This window comes from Mesorhizobium sp. BR1-1-6 (assembly GCF_020165355.1).
Lineage (GTDB): Bacteria > Pseudomonadota > Alphaproteobacteria > Rhizobiales > Rhizobiaceae > Mesorhizobium.
Genome location: NZ_JAIUHZ010000006.1, coordinates 1 through 25,117 on the forward strand (window position 1 = coordinate 1; position 25,117 = coordinate 25,117).

Sequence of the window (25,117 nt, forward strand, 5' to 3'; positions counted from 1 at the left end):
GCGGGGCCCACGGGCGCACCGTCCGCGACCTGCGCGTCGCGCTCGGCGGCGTTGCCACCAAGCCCTGGCGGGCGCGCACCGTGGAAGAGGCGCTTAAAGGCAAGGTGCTGGAGCCTGAGGTTGTCCGCGCGGCCAGCCTGCTCGCCGTCGAGGGCGCCGTCGACCATGGCGCCAACCACTACAAGATCGAGCTCGCGCCGCGCGTGGTGGCCAGAGCGATCCTCAAACTGGGAGAAGCGGCATGACCGTTCACATCGCAAGACATGGCGACGCCTCCGACGGCGTGCTGGCACAAGCCGTCGGAGGCCGGCTGTCGCGCGTCGACGGCCCGGCCAAGATCACCGGCGCAGCCAAATACGCCGTCGAACAGCAGCTCGAAGACCTGGCCTATGGCGTGCTGGTCGACAGCACGATCGCTTCCGGCAAGGTGCGCGCCATCGATACGGCGCAGGCTGAGGCGGCGCCCGGCGTGCTGCAAGTGCTGACGCCGGACACCATCATGGCCCTGAAAACCGCGTCGGACTGGTTCGGCACGCCCCCGCCCGACAAGCCTTATTGCCCGCTGGCGCGCGACATCAGCTTTTCGGGCCAGCATATCGCCGCCGTGGTCGCGGAAACCTTCGAGCAGGCGGTTGCGGCAGCGGCCCTGGTCAAGGTCGACTATGACGAGACGCCGGCCATCGTCGACCTCAACGATGCCAAAGCCGGCGACGGCATTCCGATCGAGGCCATGACCAAGGAATGGGGCGACGCGCAGGCTGCCTTTGCGTCCGCCCCGGTCCGGATCTGCGCCGCCTACAACACGCCGCGCGAATACCAGGCGCCGATGGAGCCGCACGGCCTGATCGCCCGCTGGGAGGGCGACCGGCTCACCGTGTGGGAGCCGAGCCAATGGCTCGATGGGATGGCGCGCACCTATGCCGAGTGGTTCGATGTGCCGTTCGAGAATGTGCGGCTGGTCTCGCCCTATATCGGCGGCGGCTTCGGCTCCAAGGCGCTGGCGCTCGGCCACGGCGCGGTTGCCGCGAGTGCAGCCAAAATGCTCGGCCGGCCGGTGCGCCTGGTGATGACGCGCCCGCAGACCTTCACCGGCTATGGCGGCCGCGCCGCGACGCGCCAGACGGTGGCGCTCGGCGCGGATGCGGAAGGAAAAATCCAGTCGATCGTGCATCGCGGCGTCAATGAAACGTCGATCGATGGCATGTGGGTGGAGCCGTTGGCCTCGGTTACCTCGATCATGTACGCGACGCCGAACTTTTCGTCCCGGCAGAACGTCGTGCGGGTGAATTCCGTGGTGCCGGGCGCCATGCGCGCGCCGGGCGAGAACCCCTCGGCCTTCGGCATCGAAAGCGCCATCGACGAGCTCGCCTATGAGGTTGGCATCGACCCGCTGGAGATCCGGCTGCGGAACTATGCCGAGCAGGACCCGGAAGTGAAAAAAGCCTGGTCCACCAGGCAGTTGCGCGAGGCTTTTGCCACGGGCGCCGAGCGCTTCGGCTGGGCCAGGCGCTCACCGGAGCCGCGTTCGATGCGCGACGGCAACCATCTGATCGGCTGGGGCGTGGCCGCAGGCACCTATCCGGTGCGGCGCGCCTATGGCGAGGCGATCGTGCGCATCCTGGCCGACGGCTCGGTCGAGGTCGAAAGCTCCTCGATCGACATGGGCCAGGGCACCTACACCATCCTGGCGCAGACGGCGGCCGAGACGGTTGGCGTGCCGGCCGACGACGTCGTGGTGAAGCTGGGCGATTCCCGCTTCCCCCGCGCCGGCGTCGCCGGCGGCTCGCGCCTGGCCGGCGTCATGACGGGCGCCGTCTACAAGGCCGCGACCTCGGCGCTCGACCAGTTGGTCGGGTTGGCGATCAGCGACCCGCGCTCGCCCTTCCATGCGCTGCAGGCCAACACGCTGGTCGTCGCCAATGGCCGCATCACCGCACCGCGTGGCGACGGCCCCGATGTGTCGATCGCCGAGCTCCTCAAAAGCGTCGGCCGCGATCGCATCGAGGCGACAGGCGATACCATGCCGGCCAATTCGAGTGCCGAGGACCGCTACAGGAACTACACCACCATCGCCATGGCGCTGCCGCACACGGAAGGCGATTATTCCCGCCATTCCTGGTGCGCGCATTTCATCGAGGTCCGCGTCGACGAGGATTTCGGCACCGTGCGGGTCTCGCGCGTCGTGTCGGCGCTGGATTCGGGACGGCTCTACAATCCGAAGCTGGCGGAAAGCCAGTGGAAGGGCGGCATCATCATGGGCATCGGCCAAGCGTTGCTGGAAGAAGGCATCATCGACCGCCGCCACGGCCGCATCGTCAACAACAACCTCGCCGACTATCTGGTGCCGACCAATGCCGACATTCCCGACATCGAGGTGATTTCGGTCGGCATCCCCGACCCGCACTCCTCGGTGCTCGGCGGCAAGGGCGTCGGCGAACTGCCCATCGTCGGCGTGGCGCCGGCGATCGCCAACGCGGTGTTCCACGCGACGGGGAAGCGCGTCCGCGATTTGCCGATCACGCTGGAGAAGCTGATCTGAGCGGTGGAAGCGAGCAATCTCCCCCCTTGAGGGGGAGATGGCCGGCAGGCCAGAGGGGGGCGGCCAGGCGCGATCCCGGCAAGCGCTTCGCGCCGGAGCCGCCCTGGCGGCGGTGAGGCTGATCTCCGCCCTTGCGGCGAGACTACGCCTTAGCCTCAATGCGCTGCCAGGGGCGTGCCTATGTCCGAGACGAGCTTGACGAGATCGGCTTGGCGTCTCGTCCCGGTTTTGGCGAAGATACGATTGAGGTGTGTCTTCAAGGTGTTTTCGCCGATGCCGAGCGACAAAGCGCTCTTCGACGCCGACAATCCGCTGCCGATCCGCAGCAGGACCCGCGCCTCCGCGGGCGTAAGGTCGAACAGCGTGGTCAGGACGGCCTCCGGGAGAGGAGAAGCCGACGTTGTGGTCGATATGAAGACAGCCGCGCATGCCGGCCGGAAAGCCGCGCGCGCGGTTCCTTCGGTCAGCGGCAGCACATAGGCGACAGCGGGCGGCCGGCCTGGGGCCGAGACCGGCAGTCCTATGCCCCGGGCGCCAAGCGAAGCATCTGCGTTCGCGGCGCTGGCGATCGCTTCCAGCAGGGCGCGGGCGACCGCCGGATTCTGCGCCTGGAGCAGGCCGTTCCTGGAAAGAATCGGACCTTGCGCCGACAACATCCGTTCGGCAGCGCCATTGGCATGGAGGATGGCCCCGTTGGCGCCGGCAAGCACGACAGGCACTGCGAGATTGTCGAGCGCCTGGCGGTAAAGGCTGGCGGTAACGCGAGCCTGGTCGAGCAGGTCTCCGATCAGGGAAGCACGGCGCAGATGCGGCGAGAGCAACGCCAGGAAATGTTGGTCCTCGGCTGATATGATCCCCCTGTCGGCCCATGTGGTGCAACCCATGAGCCCGATCCGGTCCGATGTGTGGACGAATTTGGTGATGCAGGCTTCGCGCAATCCCTGCGGTTCGGCCCAATTCTGAAAAAATGCCGTCTGCCCGAGTTCGGCTTCGCTCATCAGCGACAGCGTCGCGACGGGCGTGTCGACGTCGCCGATGACCGCCGTCTTCAGACCGGGAATTGCATCAAAGTCATAGTCCTGGAGCACGCGCATTTGCACGGGATTCCAGGGCGATTGAGCGGCGAAGCGGCCATGATTGTCGGCGGTGCTGGCGAGCGCGATGGTTGTATAGGCCGCGTCCATGGCCGTCGTGATCCGGGTCATGACCCCGGCCCAGCCTTCCGGGTTCAAAACGCAATCGTAGATATCGCCGATAATGGAACCAAGGACTTCGCTGCTCAGCCTCTCCACCACGCCTCCAGACACACTGCGATCTCGCCTCGGAGAATTTTGTGGCGTCATACTTTTGGATGACGCCACTCCTGGCCGATCTCGATTAGGATTCAACTCGATTGCTTGACGCCAGCCGCCACTGTTGCCGGTTATTCTGCCGATTGAAAGTATGGCGATCGGTATTTTTTAAGCGCGGATACTTTATCGAGGTTTTCCATTGTCGCGAAAGACGGTGTTTTCATCGGCTCAGTTGCCGCCGCATCTTGGCGAACGCGAGCGATTTTCCCTGTGGCAGGACATCCACGTCGCGGAAATCTGGTCGGTGGAATACGGCATATCGGAAAACCTGCCCTTCGAGGCCTCGATCGAAGCCACGGCTGTCGGTTCACTGGTTCTCGGTCAGATGTCCGGAACGATCAAGCAGGCGACAAGGAAGGCGAGCAACATCGCCGAGGACGACAATGACGGCTATTTGCTGTTGATCAACAAGGCCGACACCCTCTTGTCGGGCGTGCAGGTCGGCCGCGAATATGCCGTCGGTCGGGGAGAAGCGGTCCTCGTCACGGCCTCGGAGGCGCTGAAAATGACCGGTGCCGACAGCAATATCTGGACCAATGTGGTGGTCCCACGCGCGGTCCTCATGCGCGCCTTCCCGCAGATCGACGACCGGCTGGGGTTGAAGATCGGCGCCGACAACGAAGCCCTCGATCTTCTCAAGCGCTATTGCGAGCTTCTTGAAAGCGGCAGCCCGCTCGCCTCGGCCGATCTCATAACCCATGCGACGGACACGATCGTGGACCTGATCGGCCTGGTGACCGGGGCGAAAGGCCGGGCTGCCGAATTGGTCGGCCTTCGCGGCCTGCGCGCCGCCAGGCTGGAGGCGATCCTGGCAACGATTGCCGAGGATTTCGCCGATCCTGGCATCTCCGCCCAAGGTGTCGCGCAACAGCTCGGCCTGTCGGCGCGCTACGTCCATGATCTCCTTCAGGAAACCGGAGTGAGCTTCTCCGAGCGCGTTCTCGAACTGCGGTTGCAGAGCGCCCATAGGATGCTCTCTCAGAGACACAGCGACATGCGGGTCAGCGATATCGCGATGACGAGCGGGTTCAGCGATGTATCGTATTTCAATCGCTGCTTTCGTCGCCGTTTCGGCTATACGCCGACCAGCGCCAGATAGGGTTGCGGCACTTTCTGTGGCCGGCCCTGGCGCGGCGTCCGATTCTCTCTTTGAGAGGCCGGTGGAGCGGCACCTGCGCGATCGTGGCGCAGAACTGCCACAGTGCGCGCAAAAGGCTCGGCTTTTCGCTCCAGTCCAATTCCAGTGCGGCCCTGCCCAAGACAAGCCCGAGCTCCAATGACATGTCAGCCTCAGGGTGAAATGACTATCATGTCAGGGGTTTGGATGCCGCAGAACACATTTGCAGGCCGCAAGGCGACGGGGATGAAGTATCTGTTGCTGGCTTCGACCGCGCTGGTCGGTCTTGGTCAGCCGCTCACCGCGGCGGCAGCCGAGATCTGGACCGGTGCTGCCTCCACGAACTGGTTCACGGCCGGAAACTGGACCCCAGCGTCGGTGCCGACAGCGGCCGATAATGTCACTATCAACACAAGCGCCGTCAACCCGACTGTCATCAACGGCGCAAATGCTTTTGCCGCCGGTGTCACCATAGCAAATGGCTCTTCCTCGACCGGTGATCTGACCATTTCGAATGCCGGCACTCTGACCAGCCAAGACGGTACATTGGCATATTCGGCAACCGCCAATGCATCGGCAACGATCACCGGCGTCGGCTCCTCGTGGAGTACTTTCGCTAGTTTCGCCCTTGGATATGGCGGCACCGGCACGCTGAACGTTGCCAGCGGCGGTGTTATGAATGATGGCAGTAGTTTTGTCGGTTATAATTCCGGCTCCGTTGGAACGGCCACGGTCGACGGCACCGGGTCGCAATGGAACAGCGCGGGCAATCTCTATGTCGGTTTCGGCGGCACCGGATCGGTGACGGTTTCAAATGGCGGCCTGTTGTCGGATGATCTTGCCAATATTGGCGGGAGTTTCTCGGCCTCCGGCACCGTTTTGGTGACGGGGCTAGGCTCGGCCTGGACGAATGCTTCCCAGGTAACTGTCGGCGATCAGGGCACCGGATTTCTGGACATCTTCAGCGGAGCAACGGCGACGGATGTGACCGCCGTTGTCGCCGCGAATGCCGGCTCTCACGGCACGGTCAATGTCTCCGGCACGGGGTCGACATGGACAAACAGCGGGAACCTGACGGTTGGACAGATTGGCACGGGCGCGATGATCGTTTCCGCCGGCGGCAAGGTGACCGACAGCGTAGGCACAATTGCCAAGAATTCAAACTCCACGGGTACGGTCATCGTCGACGGCACGGGCTCGACCTGGACCAACGCTTCCCACCTGTTCATCGGCGATCAGGGCACCGGTACGCTGACGGTTTCGAACGGCGGCAAAGTCAGCAACCTGAGCGGCATTTTGGGTAACCTGGCGGGTTCCAGTGGCACGGCAACCGTCGATGGCGTTGGCTCCACCTGGGCCAACGCCGCGCTCGCGGTCGGCAACGGGGGTTTCGGCACGCTGACGATAACGAATGGCGGCAAAGTCACCAGTTCGGTGGGATATGCGGGCTATGCCGCGGGCTCCACTGGCACGGTGGCGGTCGACGGTAACGGATCGTCCTGGACAAACACTTCCAACCTGTTCATCGGCGACCAAGGCCAGGGTGCGCTCACAATCTTGGGCGGCGGCGCGGTCAGCAGCGCCATCGGCACGATCGGCGCGCTGACGGACTCTATCGGCTTCGCGACGGTCACCGGTTCCGGCTCGACCTGGACCAACAGCTCGGATCTATTCGTCGGCGATAGCGGCAGCGGCACGCTCTTGGTTGGGAGCGGCGGCGTGGTCAGCAACGCCTCGGGGAATATCGGCGCGAAAGTAGGTTCGACCGGTTTCGTGTTCGTCGACGGCGCCGGCTCGACCTGGACCAACAGCTCCAACCTGGCTGTGGGCGATTTCGGTACCGGAACACTGGCGATCTCCCACGGCGGGGTCGTCAAGAACAGCTCGGCGGTCATTGGCGCGAAAGCAGATTCGACCGGCACTGTGTTCGTCGAAAACGCCGGCTCGACCTGGACCAACAGCTCGGACCTGATCGTTGGCGATCAGGGCACGGGTACGCTGGCGGTCTCGAACAAGGGCGCGGTCAGCAATCAGAACGGCATTTTAGCCAACGTTGCCGGCTCCACCGGCACGGCAACGGTCGACGGTATAGGCTCGACCTGGGCCAGCGTAGCTCTTGTTGTCGGTTCCGCCGGCACCGGCGAACTGAACATCCTCAACGGCGGCGCGGTCAGCAGTGGCCTGGGCTTCGTTGGTTTCGATTCGGGTTCCGCCGGCACGGTGACGGTCGACGGCACGGGATCGACCTGGACAAACAGTTCCAACCTGTTCGTCGGCGATCAGGGTACCGGCACGCTGAATATCTCGAACGGCGGCAAGGTCAGCGATACCACAGGCTATGTGGGCACATTGTCGGGCTCGACCGGCACGGTAACGGTCGACGGTGGGGGGGCGGCCTGGAACAACAGCTCGGACCTGTTCGTAGGCGGTTTCGGCACGGGTACTCTGACGATCTCGAACAGCGGCACGGTCAGCAATGGCTGGGGCTATATCGGCTACATTGCCGGTTCGACCGGCATGGCGGCGGTTGACGGCGCGGGATCGAAGTGGACGAACAGCGGGGACCTCTATGTCGGAGGCTTTGGCACGGGCACGGTGACGGTTTCGAACGGCGGCATGGTCAGCAATGGCTTGGGCTTGATTGGCTACGCCGCGGGTTCGCTCGGCACGGTAGCGGTCGACGGTGCCGGCTCGATTTGGGCAAACAGTTCGAACCTGAGCGTCGGCGACCAAGGTACGGGCACGCTGGCGATCACCAATGGCGGCACCGCCAGCAACCAGACCGGCTATTTGGGCAAGGCTGGGGGTTCCACAGGCATCGCCACCGTTGATGGGTCGGGTTCGCACTGGATCAATTTCTCGGACCTGCGCATCGGCGATTCCGGCACGGGCAAGTTGACGATCTCGAACGGCGGCAGCGTCGTCAACCTGGTGAGCACCGTAGGCTCCGCCGCGGGCGCCATCGGCTCGGTGACAGTCGACGGCGTCGGCTCGGTTTGGGCCAATAATGCTTCCCTTTATCTCGGCGAAGACGGCACCGGCACGCTGGCGATCTCAAACGGAGGTATCGTCACCAGCGCTGCTGGGTATCTGGGCTTTGACGCCGGGGCGGTGGGCACGGCAATCGTCAGCGGCGCAGGCTCAAGCTGGACCAGCAGCAACCTCCTTCAGGTCGGTCAGGGTGGCACGGGATCATTGGCCGTCTCGAACGGTGGCAAGGTCGCCAACACAGATGGCTATCTGGGCTTTTATGCCGGGTCCATCGGCATGGCCAACGTCAGCGGCGCCGGCTCGACATGGGCCAGCAGCGGAGATCTCGATGTCGGCGTTAGTGGAACAGGCACGCTGACGATTGCCAATGGCGGCGCGGTGTCGAGCGGCGGCGTGGTCAACATCGCCGCCATGGCGGGCTCCGTCGGCACGCTCAACATCGGTGCGGCGAGCGGATCGCCAGCGGCGGCCGCGGGCACGCTCAATGCGGCGAGCGTCCAGTTCGGGCCGGGCGCGGGTGCGATCAACTTCAACCACACCGATACGAACCACGCCTTCGCGTCGGCGATCGGTGGCGCGGGCACGATCAACCAGATCGCCGGCGCGACGAACCTCACCGCCGATTCGAGCGGCTTCACCGGTGCCACCAATGTGGATGGCGGGCGGCTGGCCGTAAATGGTTCGCTGGCCAATTCGCTGGTGACGATCTTCGGTGGCACGCTGGGCGGCAACGGCACGGTGGGTGGTGTCATGGCGCGGTCGGGCGGCATCATCGCACCCGGCAATTCGATCGGTACGCTCCACGTCGCCGGCAATCTCGACCAGGCGGCCGGCTCGATCTACCAGGTCGAGCTGACCTCGACCGGCCAGTCCGATCTCATCCACGCGACGGGCACGGCGAGCATCGCCTCCGGCGCGATCCTCCAAATGGTCAAGACGGACGCAGCGCCTTACGTGCCGGGCACGCATTACACGGTTCTGCAGGCCGACGCGGGCGTCATCGGCACCTACACAATCAGCGGACTGGGCCTTTTCACCGGCCTTTACGCCAATTACGATCCGACGCATGTCTACATCGACGCGGTGCAGGCAAAGTCCTTCGCCGATGTCGGCCTGACGCCAAACCAGATCGCCACCGGCGGTGGTGCCGAAAGTCTTGGCAGCGGCAATCCGCTGTTCGATGCGATATTTGCTTTGCCGAGCGAAGCAGCCGCCCAGGACGCCTTCGACCAGCTTTCCGGGGAAATCCACGCCTCGGCCAAGAGCATGCTGTTTGAAGACAGCCGCTTCGTCCGCGACGTGGCCAGCAATCGCATTGCTGCTGCCTTTGGCGATGGCGGCGCTGCGGCGCTGCCGGTCATGGCCTATGGCGAGGGTGGACCGGAAATGGTGGCGGCCGATACCGACCGCTTCGCCGTCTGGGGCCAGGTGTTCGGTTCGTGGAGCAATACCGATAGCGACGGCAATGCCGCCGCCTTCGACCGCTCGACCGGCGGCCTGCTGGCCGGCGCCGATACTTTGGTCGGCGGCTGGCGTGTCGGCGTGCTCGGCGGCTACGGCCATTCCTCCTTCGATGCCGACGACCGCGATTCATCAGGCAAGGGTGACAGCTACCATCTCGGTCTCTATGGCGGCACCAACTGGGGCGCCATCGCCTTCCGCAGCGGAGCGGCCTATAGCTGGAGCAGCATCTCGACCAGGCGCTCGGTTGCTTTCAACGGCTTTGCCGATCAACTGTCGGCCGACTACGATGCCGGCACCGCGCAGGTGTTCGGCGAACTCGCTTACAAGGCCGATGCCGGCAGCAGCTTCCATTTCGAGCCCTTCGCCAACCTCGCCTATGTCAGCGTGCACACCGACGGCTTCACCGAAACGGGTGGTGCCGCGGCGTTGACCAGCGCCAGCACAAGAACCGACGCCACCTTCACCACGCTCGGCCTTCGCGGCGCGACCGACTTCGCGCTTGGCGGCATCGATGCCACCGCTCGCGGCATGCTCGGCTGGCGTCACGCCTTCGGCGATGTCACGCCGACCTCCGCTTTCGCCTTCGCCGGCCGCGATCAATTCACCATCGCCGGTGTGCCGATCGCCAGGGATGCCGCGGTGATCGAGGCCGGCCTCGATCTCAACATGTCGGCCAATGCGACGCTCGGCCTGTCCTATACCGGCCAGTTCGGCAGTGGCACGGTCGACCAGGGCGCGAAGGTCGATCTGGGCGTGAAGTTCTGAACGACGGTGACGAAACGGCTTTGCAGCACGAACCTGCACGCTGATCCGCCCTACTCCGGCGACGGCACCGGCGGCTTCGAGGTCAGTGCGGTGCCGGCGGCCGCGACGATGACGGCGGCGATGCCGGCCAGTTGCGGCGCGGTCAGGCTCTCATGCAGGAACAGGAAGCCGGCCAGCGCGCCGAGCCCTGGCTCCAGGCACGTCAGCGTGCCGTAGATGCGGGCCGGCATCCGGGTCAGCGCCACCATCTCCAGAAAGAACGGCAGCGCGCTCGAGAACAGGCCGACGAGCAAGGCACTGACCAGGATCGACGGCGCGAGCAGGCCCGCTCCCGCCTGCGCCACGCCGAAAGGCAGCACCAGCACGGCGGCAATCGCCATGCCGTAGGCGGTGGTGCGGGTGCCGAGCTCGGCGCCCGCCTTCTGCGCCAGCACGATGTAGAGCGCCCAGAAACCGCCGGCCGCCAGCGCCAGCATCACCCCAATCGGATCGAGCGGCTGGAGCGAACGGATGAAGGGTGACAACAGCACGATGCCGGCGACCGCCAACGCGATCCAGGCAAAGTCGCCCGCCCGCCGCGAGGTCAGCGTCGCCACCAGCAGCGGTCCTGAAAATTCCAGCGCCACCGCGACGCCGAGCGGAATCGTGGCGAGCGCGGCGTAGAACAGGAGATTGAGCGCGCACAGCGTCACGCCATAGGCGACCAGCCACGGCATGGTGGCGCGCGAAGGCCGCATCTGCCAGGGCCGCAGCACGGCGATCAGCATCAGCGCGCCGACGACCAGCCTCAGCGTCGTCGTGCCCTGCGCGCCGATCACCGGAAACAGGCTCTTGGCGAAAGTAGCGCCGATCTGGATCGACACCATGGCCCCCAACAGCGCCATCACGGGCAAAGGCGCCGCTTCACGACCGACAACCGGCGTCGATGTCACTTGATCCCGTCCTCCGTGCGCCATCAGGCAAACGCTGCGTCATGGGAGATAGGGCGAACCGGCCCGTCCGTCGTGAGGCAGGACCGGCATCTCGATGGGGCAAGAAAGGGCCGGACGAGTCGGCCGCCCTCAGACGCGGCCGTTGCGCGCGTTCGGCAGTCTCGTGATCGCTGTCAGGACCAACAGCGCGGTGCCGCCCAGAAACGCCATGGCCCCCAGCGACCAGGCAGTGCCGACATTGACGATGGCAAAGGCCAGCGCAAACGGCGCGACGGCCGAAACGAGCAGCCGGGCCGATGTGACGCGCCCCTGCAGCCGGCCATAGTCCGCACTGCCGAACAATGTCAGCGGCAGGGCGCCGATGACGATGCTGAAAAGCCCGTTGCCCATGCCGAAGACAACGGCGAAAACCATCGCGCCTACGACGGAAGGCGCCGTGCAGTTCAGCACAACGACCCCGCTCGTCATCAGGCCGGCCGAGATGATGGCCAGCGTCAATGGCGGCAGGTTGATGCCGAAGATCATGTTGATGAAGCGGCTCAACACTTGTGACGGCCCGAACAGCGTTCCGACGATGGCGGCGGTCGCCCCGAGGCCAAGTCCGGAAAGCAGCGGCACCATATGCACCAGGACAGCGGCGCCAAGCAGGTTCTGCAGCGAAAAGGCGATGACCATCAACGCGAAGCCGAGCGGCCGCGCCGAGGCCGGAAGCGATCCCTGGACATGCCGTGGCGGCTCGGTCGCCGATCGCCTGCTCTTGGCCAGCCCGTGGGAGAGCCAGGCGTGCAGCGGCAGGCAGACGAGCAGGTTCAGCCCCGCGAAGACGAGATAGATGGTTCGCCATGACATCTGCGCGTGCAGGGCCGAGGTGATCGGCCAGAACACGGTCGATGCGAAGCCGGCGATGAGGGTGAGATAGGTGATGCTACGTTGCGCCGCGCGCGGCCTTATCTGCACAAGCAGCGCGAAAGCGGCGCCGTACTGGACCAGGTTCGATGCCACTTCCAGCACGATCAGCGCCGCCACGAAGGCCCCGGCCGCCGGCGCGTAGGCACAGGCGGCGAGCGCAGCCGCGGCAAGGATCGAGCCGGCGGTCATGATCTTGCCGGCGCCGAAGCGGTCGATCCAGTTTCCGAGCCAGGGCGCCGTCAGGCCGCCAACCAGCAGAGCCGCCGAGAGCGCGCCGAAAATCCATTCGGTCGGCCAGTCCAGATCCCTGGCCATATCGGCGGCGAGAATGCTGAAACTGTAGTACAGCGTGCCGTAGCCGATGATCTGGGTGACGCCGAGGGCGGCAATGGCGGTCAGCGGCGAGCGCTCCGGGAATTCGAGATCGGAAAGGCTTCGATCACTTGATGCCACGGTCATGGATCACTACCTCGCCGCCTTCCTTGGCGAAGCGGGCCACCGGATGGTCGAGCAGATCGAGCACGAGCTCGGACGGACGGCACAGCCGCGTCCCCTTGGGCGTCTCGACGATCGGCCGGTTGATCAGGATCGGATGCCTCAGCATGGCGTCGATCAGCTGTTCATCGGTCCATTTGGCGTCACCCAGGCCGAGTTCGGCATAGGGCGTACCCTTTTCGCGCAGCAAGGCGCGCGCGGGAATTCCCATGGCGGCGACCAGCTGGCGCAAGCGGTCCCGGCTGGGCGGATGTTTCAGATACTCGATGATGTCAGGCTTCTCGCCGCTCGCCTGGATCATGGCAAGCGTGTTGCGCGAGGTGCCGCAGTCGGGATTGTGGAAGATCGTAGCGGTCATGGCTTGGCCTCGACGGCAAGAGGTTGGATTTCGGATTGCTGATGCGGCGCGGTCGGGACGATCGCCTGGGCTGTCGGCGCGACGATCACTGAACCGGTCCCTTCACATCGGCGGCGCAGCAGTCTGGAGCCAACGCCGAAGCGCGGATCTCCAGCCGGCCGGAGCAGCAATCCTCCATCAGGAAACGGATGAGGCCGCTCAACGCGTCATATTCGGCGCTGTAGACCATGGAGCGCGAATCGCGCCGCACGCTTATCAGCCCTGCCCGCTCGAGCTCCTTCAGGTGGAAGCTCACATTCGAGGCCGAGACCTCGACTTTTTCGGCGATGGCGCCGGCGGCAATCCCGTCCGGACCGGCAATCACCAGATGCCGCAGGATGCGCAGGCGAGTTTCTTGCGAAAGGGCCGCAAAGGCGGAAAGGGCTTGACGTTCATCCATATTTCAACAATCCTAAAAACGTTGAAACAAGGATTACCGCACATGCTCGTTTCTGACAATCGGGAATTTGAACCCGCTGACGTCGTTGATCCCGACGACATCACCATCGCTGGCCTGCTGGAGTTTCTGGCGGGCTACAAGGACCGGCCGCTGGTGTTCTTCTATGACGGCCGGCCGGTGCGACCTGGCTACCACGTCACCGAAGTGAAGGCCGGCCAGTTCGCTGCGCTGGACTGCGGTGCAAACCCGGAATCCTGGGCCGAGATCTTCGTGCAGCTCTGGGACGTCGAGGAGGACCGCACGCATATGCCGGCCGGGAAATTCTCGGCGATCATCCGCAAGGTGACGGAGCATGTCGGCCTCGACCATTCCGCCAAGCTCACTTTCGAAGTCAGCGACGGCGTGCGCCCGATGCAGCTCTACCGCGCCGCGCTCCCCCGGCTCGCGGGTGATGCGGTGCATGTCGAGCTTTCGCCGCGGCCGGCAAGCTGCAAGCCGCGTGACCGCTGGCTGGAGGAGGAGAGGAAAGCCAAGGCCTGTTGCGGACCTTCGGCCGGACCGCAACCTTGCTGCGGCTGATGTTTCGCAGCCAAGCAGATGGCTTGGCGCCGTCTTGACGGCCAAGACAGCCTTCCGCTCCCTCAGTTCAGCGATTTGCGCCGCGGCGGCGGCGTGTGATCGCGTTGAGGCAGCGGGCGCGGAACGCTGCCCCGCAGTGGGACCTGCGGTCATGCCGGCGAAATGAGCTACGGCGTGGCGCGGAGATTCCTGCGGATGCGCCGCCTGCCCGTTCCACGGGCTTTCTCCGCCACAACGGCGGCGATGTCGACCACGTCGGCCTCGCGCGATCTGCCGTTGGTGGCCTTGTGAAGCCGCTCGTAAGGCAGCAATTCCTTGATCCGCGCATTGAGCGACGCGATTTCAGCTTTGAGGTCCTCGCATTCCTGCCTCTGGACATCCAGCTGTATCTGTTCCGATGCTTGTTGCAGCGCAAGCTGCGAAAGATTGGCGTTCGCTTTCGAAAGGCTCGTCTTGTCGTTTTCGTTCTCGTCGGTGAGCGAGGACAACTTTTGATCGGCGATTTTCTTTTCGGCCAGCGTGTCGTTCAAGTCGGTCTTGAGCCTGGCGATCTCGGCTGTGGCCTCGCTGTTCTCGTGCGAGGCCCGCTCCAGCCGTGATTGCAGGTCCTGGATCTCGGAACGCAATCCGCGCATTTCCGTCTGGCTGCGGGCGAGTTCAGCTTGCCTGTCGCCTTCCATCATGCTGGCCGCTTCGGTCATTTCCGACAGCTTCGCCTGCGCGGTCTCGAGTGATTTCTGGAGCCGCATCTCCTCCTTCTCGCTCTTGCCGAGCGCGGTCAGCAGTTCGGCAAGCCGCGCTGCTTCGCTGGCATGGATCGTCGAGAGCTCGTCGAGCCTGTGGCGCGTCTGGGTTTCTCGCTTCAGCGCCTTGTCGAGCTCGATCGACAGGCTGACATGTTTTTCCCGCAGCATCTTGCTCTCGCGCAGGCGCCTGTTGGCCTCGACCGCCCTGGCCGTCAGCCGCTTGGCGATGTCACCGAACTCCGCGTCGCGTTTTGCGCCCGCATTGGCCGTTTCGGCAAGTTCCAGCCTGGCCGCTGCGAGCGCTGCGCGAAGCGCCTCCCTGTCCTGGACCAGGCTTGTCTCGCGCTGTTGCAGCAATTCGCAGGCGCTTTCACGCTCGCGCAGCTTTCTTGCCGTGTCGTGCAGCTTTTCCGACAGCGTTCTTTGTTCCGCGACCAGGTCGCCATTTGCGAGCTCCAGCTCGTTGGCGCGAAGAATATCGGTGTGGAGGATGTTGAGGAACTCGCGCGTCAAATGGTGTGAGGTAGCGATCTCCGACAATTTGCCGTTGATCTCGTCCATATAGTTCCTGGCGTCATGGAACATCCCTTCGAAGGCACTCAATGCCGCCATCCGGGTCTGGGTATGGGGCGTCAGTCGTGGTGCGGTTTCGGTATCGTCGGCGTTGCCCGCGCCGTCCGGATTATCCGCATCATCCGCATTGGCCTCGGGTGCCGAGGCCTCGGCTCCTGGCGCGGAATCTGGGATATAGCCGCTGTCCGGCGGCGCGTCGTATTCGGTATCGAGGCTGGCATCCAGAGCGTCCGCCAGATCGGCCTGCAGCTCCTGGAGTGCATCATCTACGTCTTCGGCACGCTTGATCAGACCCTTGAAATTCATAACGAATGCCCTTTACGCATACCCCATTCAGTATTTAATAATTGGCTAATATGTATGCTTACATCCACTGATTGCGCAGGGGAAGCCCCCCATTAGGGGGAGCGTAAAGTTGGACATTTGGGGTTGCAATGCGGCGGGCAACCAATGCCACGGCCGTCTTTTTGCAGAATTGACGCACCCGATTTCTGGGTGGAATCTGAATGCGGGAAATCCTGGCTCCTACCTTCCCTCGTGGAAGGTAGGACTGAGGGCGCTGGCGCTGGAGGATGCTCGTCCTGTAGCGCCGCGCCAACTCCGCTCGCTGCTTGCAGCGACCCTCCCCACAAGGGGAGGGTAAAAGTCAGCCCGCCATGGCCAGCGGCACGGCGCTTTTGTTGGGGATCTGGATGTCGATTTCCAGCGTCGACATGGTCTCGCCGCGGTCCATTGAGATTTGCAGATAGTCCTGGTCGATCTGCACGTGCTTGGCGATGACGGCCATGATCTCCTCGCGCAGCACGGAGACGAGATCGGGCTGGCCACGGCTGCGCCGTTCGTAGGCGAGCAGCACCTGCAGCCGCTCACGCGCCACGGGCGCGCTGGAGCGCCGCTTGAAGAGGTCGAGAATGTTCATGCCGCCCTCCTTCCGAGCAGCCTGTCGAGGAAGCCCTTGCGCTCGAAGGGAACCACGACCGGCAGGTCTTCGCCTTCCAGCCGCCGCGCCGCTTCGATATAGGCTTTGGCGGCGGCGTTCAGCGGATCGCTCAGCGTCACCGGCGAACCGAGATTGGAGGCCCTGAGCACATCCTGGCTCTCCGGGATGATGCCGAGCAGCGGCACCGACAGGATTTCCAGCACGTCGTCGATGGACAGCATCTCGCCGCGAGCCGCGCGGCCGGCATCGTAACGCGTCACCAGCACGTGCTTGGCGATTTGCTCGCCCTGTTCGGCGCGCATGGTGCGGGCGTCGAGCAGGCCGATGATACGGTCGGAATCGCGCACCGACGACACTTCCGGATTGGTGACGATGACCGCCTCGTCGGCGAAGCGCATGGCGAGCTGCGCGCCGCGTTCGATGCCGGCCGGGCTATCGCAGAACACATAGTCGAACACCGAGCGCAGCTTCTCGATCACCTCGCCGACGCCTTCTTCGGTCAGCGCGTCCTTGTCGCGCGTCTGCGAGGCCGGCAGCAGGAACAGCGTGTCGACGCGCTTGTCGCGGATCAGCGCCTGCGACAGCTTGGCCGTGCCCTGGATGACATTGACGAGGTCGAACACCACGCGCCGTTCGGCGCCCATGATCAGGTCGAGATTGCGCAGGCCGACGTCGAAATCGACCAGCGCCACTTTCTTGCCGGTCCTGGCGACCGCGGCCCCCAATGCGGCCGTCGAGGTCGTCTTGCCGACACCTCCCTTGCCTGAGGTGACCACCACTACCTTGCCCATGAAAAAAGCCTCCGTCGCCTGATGTTGTCGTTTGTTATTGCTCCGTGCGTCGCACGGCTATTGTTGGAACCTGCCATCATCCCACGCGAAACCGGTCCCAACCTTGCGGACCTGAGCGTCCTGTTCGCGGTCGCACAAGACAAGAACTGGTTCGGCGTTTTCATCCCGGCGCCCTAGTTCAGCGGCACGACGCGCAGCACGCCGTCTTCGAGGAAGGCCTGCACCGGCTTGCCGCGCGAGGCGCCTTCCATGTCCTCCGCCGTGGTGTACCAGCCGTCGATGGCGAGCAGCTCGGCCTCGTTCCTGCGGCAGAAGATGCGCGCCGAAATATTGCCTTCCGAGCCCGCAATAGCGCGGCCGCGCAGCGTGCCGTAGACATGGATCGAGCCCGCCGCGATGATCTCGGAACCGGAAGCGACCGATCCAAGCACGATGACATCGCCATGCGGATGAAAGATCGACTGGCCCGAGCGAAGGGGCGACTTGACCATTAGCGTTCCGGCCAGGGCCGGCTCCGCCGCGCCGGCTTGCTGTTCTGTCTTGGCCGCCTTGGCCGCCTTGACCTTTCCAGCCTCGGCCTTGCCCTCGTCGGGCTTGCCCGTTTCCTTGCCGCGCTCCGAAGACACCGCTTCCGTTTTGCCGGCCTCTTCCGCCAGGCCTGCCTTGCCGTTGCGGCCGGGCTGCGCCAGCAGGCCATCTGAAGTGGCCTCCTTGGCGCCAGCCAGCAGCGGTGGCAGCTCGGGCCCGGGCGAGGCCCCTTCGAGTTCGATGGCATAGACCCGGATGCCACGCGTGCCGAGCGAAGCGACCAGCGCCGCGATCTCGTCGGCCGCAGGCTTCAGTGCATTGAGATCGAGCACCACCGGCCGCCCTGAGAAATAGCCCGGCGAATTGCCGATCCAATGATCCAGCCCCTCCAACCAAGCACCGATCGGCGCCTCCGGCGTCAGCGTGAAAGCGACGAACGAACGGGCGCGAAAGCGAATGGATTTGGTCTCCAGGGGAGCGGCAAAGGTCACGGCTGGCGAATCCTTACTCAATGGTTAAAGGGTGCCGGCCGAATGGTTAACAAATGGTTAATAAAGACGGCTGGCACCTTGGAAGCCGCCAGAAATTGGAGGGTCGGCTAACCGCCAGTTGCGGATGCCGGCTGACAACACGCGGAATGTGTTGATAGCGCCGCGTCAGCAAGCGGATTGCCGCCGTTCAATCGACAAGCTAGATCTCAAAATGCGCCATGACGGCAACAGCGGGGGAGCCACCGCCAGCGACGACCGATCCTCTCCGAAAGGCGCGCGCAGGTTGACAATCCTTGGGTTGATGCAACATCCTGCCGATCTTTGACCGGGAGGTAGTATGACTGTTTCGATCAACCGTCGCGTCTTTTCCGCCGGCGCGGGCACTTTGGCGCTGGCCGCGGCAGGGTTTTCGCCGGCGCGCGCGCAGCAGGCTTTTTTCCGTATCGGCACCGGCGGCACGTCCGGCACCTACTATCCGGTGGGCGGGCTGATCGCCAACGCGATCTCGGCGACGGGGCCGGCCGGCGTCGAGGGCCTGGTTGCCAGCGCCACGTCCTCCAACGGTTCGGTGGCCAACATCAGCGCCATCCAGTCGGGCGCTTCCGAATCGGGCTTCACGCAATCCGATGTCGCCTACTGGGCGCATTCGGGCACCGGCCTCTACGAGGGCAAGCCCAAGGTAGAGGATCTGCGCCTCATTGCGACGCTCTATCCTGAAACCATCCATCTGGTCGCGCGCGCCGACGCCGGCATCAAGACGGTGGCGGATCTGAAGGGCAAGCGCGTCTCCCTCGACGAGCCGGGTTCCGGCACCATCGTTGATGCGCGCCTGGTGCTCGGCGCCTACGGTCTAACGGAGAAGGACGTAAAGCCCGAATATCTCAAGCCCGGCCCGGCCGGCGAGCGCCTGCAAGACGGCGCCATGGACGCCTATTTCTTCGTTGGCGGCTATCCGACCGGTGCCATCGTCGAGCTTGCCAGCACCAACAACATCACGCTGGTGCCGATCACCGGCCCCGAGGCCGACAAGCTCCTGTCCGAACAGAAGTTCTTCTCGACCGACATCGTGCCCGCGGGCACCTACAAGAATGTCGGCGAGACCAAGACCATTTCGGTCGCCGCGCAATGGGTGACCAGCGCCAAGCAGACCGATGACCTCATCTACAAGATCGTCAAGTCGCTCTACAGCGACGAGACCCAGAAGGCGCTGCAGGCTGGTCATGCCAAGGGCAAGCTGATCACGCTCCAGAACGCGGTCACCAGCGCCGGCATTCCGTTCCATCCGGGCGCGGAGAAATTCTACAAGGAAGTCGGCGCCCTGAAATAAGAGGCCATCAACAAACTGGCGACAACGAGGCGGAAGGCGTGCTTTCCGCCTCGTTTGTCTGGGGATTCAGGATACGGAACCGACTATGAGCGACGACGACAAGATCAGGCTTTCCGGCATGGAGTTCGACGAGGAAAAGGCTCGCGAACTGGAGGAGAAATTCGATTCCGAGATCCGGTTCCGGCCGCTGACCCGGGCCGCCGGCTGGCTGGTCGGCTTCCTCCTGGTGGCCTTGTCGCTGTTTCACTATTACACGGCTGGATTCGGCTTGCTGCAGGAGATGCTGCACCGGGGCATCCACCTGTCGATGGTGCTGTCGCTGATCTTCCTCGTCTTCCCTCTGGTGAAGAAGGGCTACGACCAGCCCGCCCAATCCAGCTTTCTGCGGCCGCTCGGCATACCGGTTTTCGACTGGCTGCTGGCGCTTGCCGCGGTGGTAGCGGTCCTGCACGTGCCGATGATCCCGCTCGACGATCTTGCCTTCCGCGTCGGTAACCCCACGACGACGGACGTGGTGCTCGGGCTGACCCTCATTCTGCTCCTGCTGGAGGCGACGCGCCGGTCCGTCGGCATCCCGCTGCCCATCATCGCCGTCCTCTTCATGGTTTATGCGCTGTTCGGCCCCTATATGCCGAGCATCCTGGTGCATCCCGGCGCGTCCGTCTCCCAGCTCGTTGACCACCTCTACCTGACGACGCAAGGCATCTACGGCATCGCGCTCGGCGTCGTCGCCACCTACGTTTTCCACTTCGTCCTGTTTGGCGTCTTCGCCACCCGCATCGGTCTCGGCCAGCTCTTTCTCGACTGCGCGGCATGGGTCGCCGGCCGCTACGCCGGCGGTCCGGCCAAGGTATCGATCTTCGGCTCGGCCCTGTTTGGCATGATCTCTGGCTCGTCGGTCGCCAACACCGTCACCGTCGGCTCGCTTACCATCCCGGCGATGATCCGGCTCGGCTACAAGAAGCATTTCGCCGCCGCGGTGGAGGCGGCTTCCTCCACCGGCGGGCAGGTGACGCCGCCGATCATGGGAGCCGCCGCCTTCCTGATGATCGAGTTCCTCGAACTGCCCTACACGACCATCATCCTGGCAGCGATAGTGCCGGCCTTCATGCACTTCTTCGGCGTGTTCATGCAGGTGCATTTCGAGGCCAAGCGCACCGGCTTGCGCGGCCTGCGGCCGGACGAGATGCCCGACGTGGTCGAGGCATTGAAACGGGACTGGCCGACCATCATCCCACTCGTCGTCCTGATCGGCGTGCTTCTTGCGGGTTATACGCCCTACATGGCTGCCTTCTGGGGCATTACCCTGTGCATCCTGGTCGGCCTGTTTAACCCGCGCCGGCGCATGTCTGTCGCCGACATCGTGGTGTGCCTGCGCGACGGCGCCAAGTATGCGCTCGCCGTCGGCGCTGCCGCCGCCACGGTCGGCATCGTCGTCGGCGTTGTCACCCTGACCGGCGTCGGCTTCAAGCTGTCCTACATCGTCACTTCGACGGCAGGCCATCTGTCGCTGCTGTTCGGCACCTTTATCCCCGAAGCGATCTTCTCGACGCACGGGCTGACCCTTTTGTTCACGCTGATCATGACCGGCGTGGTCTGCATCCTGATGGGTTGCGGCATCCCGACGACAGCGAACTACATCATCATGGTGACGATTGCCGCGCCGGCACTGGTGATGCTCGGCACCGAGCCGATCGTCGCCCACTTCTTCGTCTTCTATTATGGCCTGCTGGCTGACATCACGCCGCCGGTTGCGCTGGCTGCCTACGCTGCCGCCGGCATGGCGGGAGCTGATCCATTCAAGACCGGCAACACTGCCTTTCGGCTCGGGCTCGGCAAGGCGCTGGTGCCCTTTGTCTTTGTCTTCTCGCCGTCGCTTCTGCTGGTGACGAAAGATTTCACCTGGCCGAACTTCTTCCTGGCTTTCTTTGGCTGCGTGCTCGGCATCACCTGCCTGGGGGCCGCCCTCTCGCGCTACCTGCTCGTGCGCACCCGGCCATGGGAAAACGTGTTGCTGGTCTTGGCCGCCCTGCTTCTGGTGGCGCCCGAACTCTATTCGTCCCTACTCGGCCTGGTTCTGACCATTCCCGTCATCTGGCGCCATTGGAGCGCGCGCAACGTCGAAGAGGCGCGACCGGCTTGATCAGCGCCGCCCCAACGATCCCTCCCCGAGAACTCAAAGGGGCAGGAAACGTTTTGGGGACTTCAGGAAGTCAGCGTGCTCTCAACCTGAATCTGACGCGAACCGCCAGGATCGGTTCCGCGGGGGAAAAGTTCCCCGAGAGCTGACAGACAGCCTTCGACATCAGAAAGCGACAGCCGGAGTTTCAAGTCATTGAGGGTCAGTGACGAAAGGCATGATGTCCACGCCGTCTCCCGGGAAGACGGTGAAATGCGGATGGCTTTCGAACAGGCGGGCGGCGGCATCGATTGTATCGGCCTCGACGACAATGTAGCCGCAGAAAGGGTTCACGGCGTCTGCGACCCCATCCTTGGTAACGCGCGTCGTCCTCCCGACCATGCCGCCGCGATCGGGGAAAGATGCGGCATTTCTCTCCTCCCAGTCCGTCCACTGCTGTAGGCCGACGCTATCAATCGCATCTTGCTCGGGCTTGGGCAGGCTGCGAAAGCGGGCAAGGTCTTCAGGCTTCATGGTGTAGACGGCAAGAAAGCGGGGCATGTGACGGTCTTCGCGCTGACAGAACCGATGCCAGCCTAGACTCTCGGTTGGCCGAAGTCACTAAGCACTACCACCCTCAGGCACGGCGAATTGCCCTTGTCCGGGCACTTTCGGATCATCTCACTCTCCTTTCGAAAAGGGCCACGGTCGGGCCCTTCAGTCGCGGTGCTCCGGCACTCCTTTCAGCTGGTCCTTGGTCCATTGGGTCACGGCGTGGCGCCGTCCTCGTCGCGCATGAAGTCAAGCTCGGTGACGGCCACCGGGCTCGGCGAAGGGCGAGGAACGCCAGCCGTTCAAGTTTTCTCCGCGTCCGCGCAGGTCACTAAACACCGCTCTTGGCGCTGCGATGGAGTCGTCATCGCATCGTCTCTGGCCAGCTTCAGGCCGGCGCCTGGTCGGATGTGGGTGACCCCATGCCAAAGACATGGGGGCACATCGCTCTCAGACACTTTGATACGACTGCCCGCCAGTCAGTGAATGTTGATACGTCGCGTCACCTGACCGTTGCTTTCCCAATAGGTATGCTTCTTGGCAATGATGGGATCGTCCATTGCGGGTTGGACCTGCCCTCCCGTACCAACCGCGCGCGAGGTGACGGCGTGCTCTCCGGCGGAAGGCTTGGGCCAGTCGACGGACCATAGTTTCCAGGCAAAGTCCGCCTTGTCGGTTTCGTCGATGGCCGCCGGCATCCATGGCCCGTCATCGATCTTCACCTCGACCCGGTCGACCGGTGCGCCCCAGGCGGCCCCGACGATCCGGTAGTCATCGCCGATATGGGTGACCCGGGCCGGTGCCGATTTCAGCCTCGCCCGCCCGACCGAAGTTTCCACCCATACTGTCTCGCCGTTGTGGTCTTCCTCGCGCAGCGTGACATAGTCGCGTCCCATGAACCGGTTCTCGAAGCGCTGATCGTTCACGTCTATGCGCTTGATCCATTTGACGTTCGCGATCCCGTACCATCCCGGCGCAATCAGCCGCAGCGGGAAGCCGTTGTCAGAAGGCAAGGGGGACCCATTCATCTCGTAGCAAAGGATGTTTTTGGGATCCATGGCGTCGGCAAGTGACATGCTGCGCGCAAAATTCTGCGTGAACTTGACGTCGTCGGCCCGCTTGATTTCCCCTTTATCGGTGCCCCAGAAGACGACCTCGATACCAGTGTCGAGGACTCCGGCCTCCTCGAGGATCGGCGCGAGCGGCGTGCCCGCCCAGCGCGCATTGCCAATGCCGCCATTGAAAAACGGCAGACCGGTATTGCCCGAACATTCGACCGTGAAGGTGACTTCCTGGCGCGGTCGAGCCTTGATGTCGGCGAGCGTCAGGGCTGTCGGCTTTTTAACGGAGCCGCCGATTTCGAGTTTCCAGGTGCTTTCGTCGATCACCGGCCGGTCGAAATGCGCGATTGAAAAGAACTTGTCGTTGGGCGTCACCCAGGAATCGAGATCCTCCCACACCAGCTGATTTTTGATGACTTCCGGAACCGGGTTCGGCGGCAGCTGATCCAACCATTTGATGACTTCCTCGCCGGCCCGGCTTGGAAAGGCAGAGGCAATCCGCGATTGAAAGGACGCCAACGCTGCGAGGGCTGCCCCGCCTTGAACGATGAATTCACGTCTGGGAAGGTAATGCATGACGACTTCTCCTCCAGTGAAAAGCTCAGTTCTCCTTCAGTGATAGATGCAATAGCGACCGGGATCGCGCAAAGCAGAGGCCGGCCGCGGCGGGCAATTATGAGAGCGTGTGAAACAACCCGAGTTAGAAGCGCGCCGTAGTTAAAGCGACGTCTCCGCTCTCAATCGCCAGCTTGTCAGGTCCGAGCCGGCGATCTTCAACTATATGCCCTATCTGTCCTCGTGGCGAGGGCAAGGGCCGCATCTTCGCATCACGATTGGCATCTGCCTCGTGTTCGAAAATCCAATGCAGCCTACAATTGGTGGGTCGGATTTTGTGAGCGGCAGGGACAACGCCGAGAATAAAGGACCAACGAGTCGATTTCCTCAATGGCGCTTGAAATACTGCACCTCGCGCTCATGCTTCTCCGCCGCCTCGCGGCTATCGAAAGTCCCCAGGTTCCGTCGCTTGCCCGTCTTCTCATCCTTCTTGCGCGAATAGAGCCGGTATTTTCCGTCCTTGAGTTTGCGGATCATTTGGCCTCTTCCTGACCGGGATTTCGCCGCCGCTTGCCCTTCAGCCCGAGTGCTGCCTGTTCGATCGCGGCGCGGTCGTTGCCCAGCCTGTCGATCAGGTCCTGTGCCTGCTTGCCTGATATGCCGGTGCGCATGGCCAATTCCTCGACCGTAAGCACGTCGGTGCTGGCGATCTCGCGCGGCGGCGCGTTGCCTGCCGCCATCGACAGCTCCCTGTCGATCTCTGCCTCGGCCCGGTGCCAGTGCTGCTCGGGGTCGCCGCCGCCTTCGCGCTCCCAGATCCGGTAGGCGCGCTCCTGGATTTTCCCATGCCGTTGGTCGTCGCCCATTTCTCAAATCCTCCATTGGGTAGCATCTGAACGCCGCCCGCCTCCGAACGATCCAAAGAATTTGCGTGATCGCCGGGCTGGGTCGTTGGAGATTGGGATGATACGAGGCGCGCCGGGCAGAGCCGGTCATGGCGCGAAATGATCCAGGCGGCGGGTCCCCCCGCCGCCTGGATGCCGGCCGCGGCGGCCGGCTTTGTTGTCAGCGTCCCCAGATGCCCTGACCATAGCCCTGTGCAGGCATGTCGGAGTTCGAGTTTGCCCCCATTGCGCTGTCAGTGATGCTGTTTGTGACGCTCGGGACAACCGCCTTGGCACCGCCCGACATCATGGCATGGGCGGTTGGATAGCTGCTTGCGGCAGGGATGAAGTCGGAGCCAAAGTGGTCGCTGCCGGCAAAAGCCATGCCGGAGGCGAACAACAACGAGGCAACGGTCAATACGATCTTCTTCATTTCGGTTTCCATCTTTTGAAGTTGACATTTGGCCCCGACGCGCCGCCCGCCCGCGTTCATGGGACCGTGTTTGTTGTTTCAGGCGAAACCGGCCAACCGCGATCCCACTGGATCTTGCAGTGACAGGTCGTTCAGCGCACGACCGTCTCGGTCCGTTGTTGCGCTGTTGGCGGCTTG

The 25,117-nt window shown here is 63.8% G+C and carries 20 protein-coding genes and 2 pseudogenes; 7 read left to right on the plus strand and 15 right to left on the minus strand.

All coding sequences use genetic code 11. The annotated features are described in order from the left end of the window. Together LB545_RS13890 and LB545_RS13895 are read left to right on the plus strand one after the other, a co-directional pair. Nucleotides 1-245, plus strand: a pseudogene (locus LB545_RS13890) (xanthine dehydrogenase family protein subunit M); the annotation flags it as partial. Further along, nucleotides 242-2,539, plus strand: coding sequence for a xanthine dehydrogenase family protein molybdopterin-binding subunit (locus LB545_RS13895; RefSeq protein ID WP_140521465.1), 2,298 nt, complete (start codon nucleotides 242-244; stop codon nucleotides 2,537-2,539). The pseudogene LB545_RS13890 and the gene LB545_RS13895, both read left to right, overlap by 4 nt. Nucleotides 2,540-2,694: 155 nt before the next feature. Here the strand turns inward: LB545_RS13895 and LB545_RS13900 are convergent, their stop codons facing one another. After that, entirely contained in the window at nucleotides 2,695-3,831 is a 1,137-nt protein-coding gene (locus LB545_RS13900; protein WP_224705272.1) for a helix-turn-helix transcriptional regulator, read from the minus strand. 199 nt (nucleotides 3,832-4,030) lie between these two features. Between LB545_RS13900 and LB545_RS13905 the strand changes: the two genes are divergently transcribed. After that, on the plus strand, nucleotides 4,031-4,990 hold the full coding sequence (locus LB545_RS13905) for a helix-turn-helix transcriptional regulator (RefSeq protein WP_140516087.1): 960 nt from the start codon (nucleotides 4,031-4,033) through the stop codon (nucleotides 4,988-4,990). 225 nt (nucleotides 4,991-5,215) lie between these two features. After that, the gene (locus tag LB545_RS13910; RefSeq protein WP_224705274.1) at nucleotides 5,216-10,228 is read left to right on the plus strand and encodes an autotransporter domain-containing protein; all 5,013 of its coding nucleotides are present in this window, start codon (nucleotides 5,216-5,218) and stop codon (nucleotides 10,226-10,228) included. A gap of 50 nt (nucleotides 10,229-10,278) precedes the next feature. On the opposite strand, the gene LB545_RS13915 is transcribed toward LB545_RS13910, so the two are convergent. From LB545_RS13915 to LB545_RS13930, 4 genes are all read right to left on the minus strand, one after another. After that, nucleotides 10,279-11,160, minus strand: coding sequence for an EamA family transporter (locus LB545_RS13915; protein ID WP_140657648.1), 882 nt, complete (start codon nucleotides 11,158-11,160; stop codon nucleotides 10,279-10,281). A gap of 129 nt (nucleotides 11,161-11,289) precedes the next feature. Then, the gene (gene arsK / locus LB545_RS13920; protein ID WP_224705276.1) at nucleotides 11,290-12,528 is read right to left on the minus strand and encodes an arsenite efflux MFS transporter ArsK; all 1,239 of its coding nucleotides are present in this window, start codon (nucleotides 12,526-12,528) and stop codon (nucleotides 11,290-11,292) included. Then, nucleotides 12,509-12,922: an arsenate reductase (glutaredoxin) gene (gene arsC / locus LB545_RS13925; RefSeq protein ID WP_140739614.1), complete on the minus strand. Its 414-nt coding sequence runs from the start codon at nucleotides 12,920-12,922 to the stop codon at nucleotides 12,509-12,511. Before arsC ends, arsK begins: the two co-directional genes overlap by 20 nt. A gap of 85 nt (nucleotides 12,923-13,007) precedes the next feature. Further along, nucleotides 13,008-13,361 carry an ArsR/SmtB family transcription factor gene (locus tag LB545_RS13930; protein ID WP_140556429.1) on the minus strand — a complete coding sequence of 118 codons (354 nt, stop codon included), beginning with the start codon at nucleotides 13,359-13,361 and terminating at the stop codon, nucleotides 13,008-13,010. A 42-nt stretch (nucleotides 13,362-13,403) separates the two neighbouring features. Between LB545_RS13930 and LB545_RS13935 the strand changes: the two genes are divergently transcribed. Further along, the gene (locus tag LB545_RS13935; protein ID WP_140582464.1) at nucleotides 13,404-13,940 is read left to right on the plus strand and encodes a DUF6428 family protein; all 537 of its coding nucleotides are present in this window, start codon (nucleotides 13,404-13,406) and stop codon (nucleotides 13,938-13,940) included. Between the two features lie 167 nt (nucleotides 13,941-14,107). Here the strand turns inward: LB545_RS13935 and LB545_RS13940 are convergent, their stop codons facing one another. From LB545_RS13940 to minC, 4 genes are all read right to left on the minus strand, one after another. Continuing rightward, nucleotides 14,108-15,565 carry a hypothetical protein gene (locus LB545_RS13940; protein WP_140898945.1) on the minus strand — a complete coding sequence of 486 codons (1,458 nt, stop codon included), beginning with the start codon at nucleotides 15,563-15,565 and terminating at the stop codon, nucleotides 14,108-14,110. A 340-nt stretch (nucleotides 15,566-15,905) separates the two neighbouring features. Next, nucleotides 15,906-16,178 (minus strand): cell division topological specificity factor MinE, encoded by a 273-nt coding sequence (gene minE, locus LB545_RS13945; protein WP_140500137.1) that lies wholly within the window; start codon nucleotides 16,176-16,178, stop codon nucleotides 15,906-15,908. Then, nucleotides 16,175-16,990 carry a septum site-determining protein MinD gene (gene minD / locus LB545_RS13950; protein WP_140500139.1) on the minus strand — a complete coding sequence of 272 codons (816 nt, stop codon included), beginning with the start codon at nucleotides 16,988-16,990 and terminating at the stop codon, nucleotides 16,175-16,177. Before minD ends, minE begins: the two co-directional genes overlap by 4 nt. Nucleotides 16,991-17,163: 173 nt before the next feature. After that, nucleotides 17,164-18,009, minus strand: coding sequence for a septum site-determining protein MinC (gene minC / locus LB545_RS13955; RefSeq protein ID WP_224705279.1), 846 nt, complete (start codon nucleotides 18,007-18,009; stop codon nucleotides 17,164-17,166). Between the two features lie 337 nt (nucleotides 18,010-18,346). Between minC and LB545_RS13960 the strand changes: the two genes are divergently transcribed. Beyond that, nucleotides 18,347-19,336 carry a TAXI family TRAP transporter solute-binding subunit gene (locus LB545_RS13960; protein WP_224705281.1) on the plus strand — a complete coding sequence of 330 codons (990 nt, stop codon included), beginning with the start codon at nucleotides 18,347-18,349 and terminating at the stop codon, nucleotides 19,334-19,336. An 85-nt stretch (nucleotides 19,337-19,421) separates the two neighbouring features. Further along, nucleotides 19,422-21,479, plus strand: a complete 2,058-nt coding sequence (locus tag LB545_RS13965) for a TRAP transporter permease (protein WP_140728431.1) — start codon at nucleotides 19,422-19,424, stop codon at nucleotides 21,477-21,479. Between the two features lie 189 nt (nucleotides 21,480-21,668). Here the strand turns inward: LB545_RS13965 and LB545_RS13970 are convergent, their stop codons facing one another. The 6 genes and pseudogenes from LB545_RS13970 to LB545_RS13995 all read right to left on the minus strand — a co-directional run bounded on the left by LB545_RS13970 (nucleotide 21,669) and on the right by LB545_RS13995 (nucleotide 24,940). Continuing rightward, entirely contained in the window at nucleotides 21,669-22,016 is a 348-nt protein-coding gene (locus tag LB545_RS13970; protein ID WP_140500147.1) for a hypothetical protein, read from the minus strand. Between the two features lie 156 nt (nucleotides 22,017-22,172). Beyond that, nucleotides 22,173-22,267, minus strand: a pseudogene (locus LB545_RS13975) (PRC-barrel domain containing protein); the annotation flags it as partial. Nucleotides 22,268-22,486: 219 nt separating this feature from the next. Next, on the minus strand, nucleotides 22,487-23,644 hold the full coding sequence (locus LB545_RS13980) for a sulfite oxidase (RefSeq protein ID WP_224705283.1): 1,158 nt from the start codon (nucleotides 23,642-23,644) through the stop codon (nucleotides 22,487-22,489). 366 nt (nucleotides 23,645-24,010) lie between these two features. Next, nucleotides 24,011-24,160, minus strand: coding sequence for a hypothetical protein (locus tag LB545_RS13985; RefSeq protein ID WP_127204769.1), 150 nt, complete (start codon nucleotides 24,158-24,160; stop codon nucleotides 24,011-24,013). Further along, complete coding sequence (locus LB545_RS13990; RefSeq protein ID WP_140498999.1) at nucleotides 24,157-24,489, minus strand: DUF2934 domain-containing protein; 333 nt, start codon at nucleotides 24,487-24,489, stop codon at nucleotides 24,157-24,159. Before LB545_RS13990 ends, LB545_RS13985 begins: the two co-directional genes overlap by 4 nt. A gap of 199 nt (nucleotides 24,490-24,688) precedes the next feature. After that, nucleotides 24,689-24,940: a hypothetical protein gene (locus LB545_RS13995; RefSeq protein WP_140516109.1), complete on the minus strand. Its 252-nt coding sequence runs from the start codon at nucleotides 24,938-24,940 to the stop codon at nucleotides 24,689-24,691. Nucleotides 24,941-25,117: the final 177 nt, after the last annotated feature.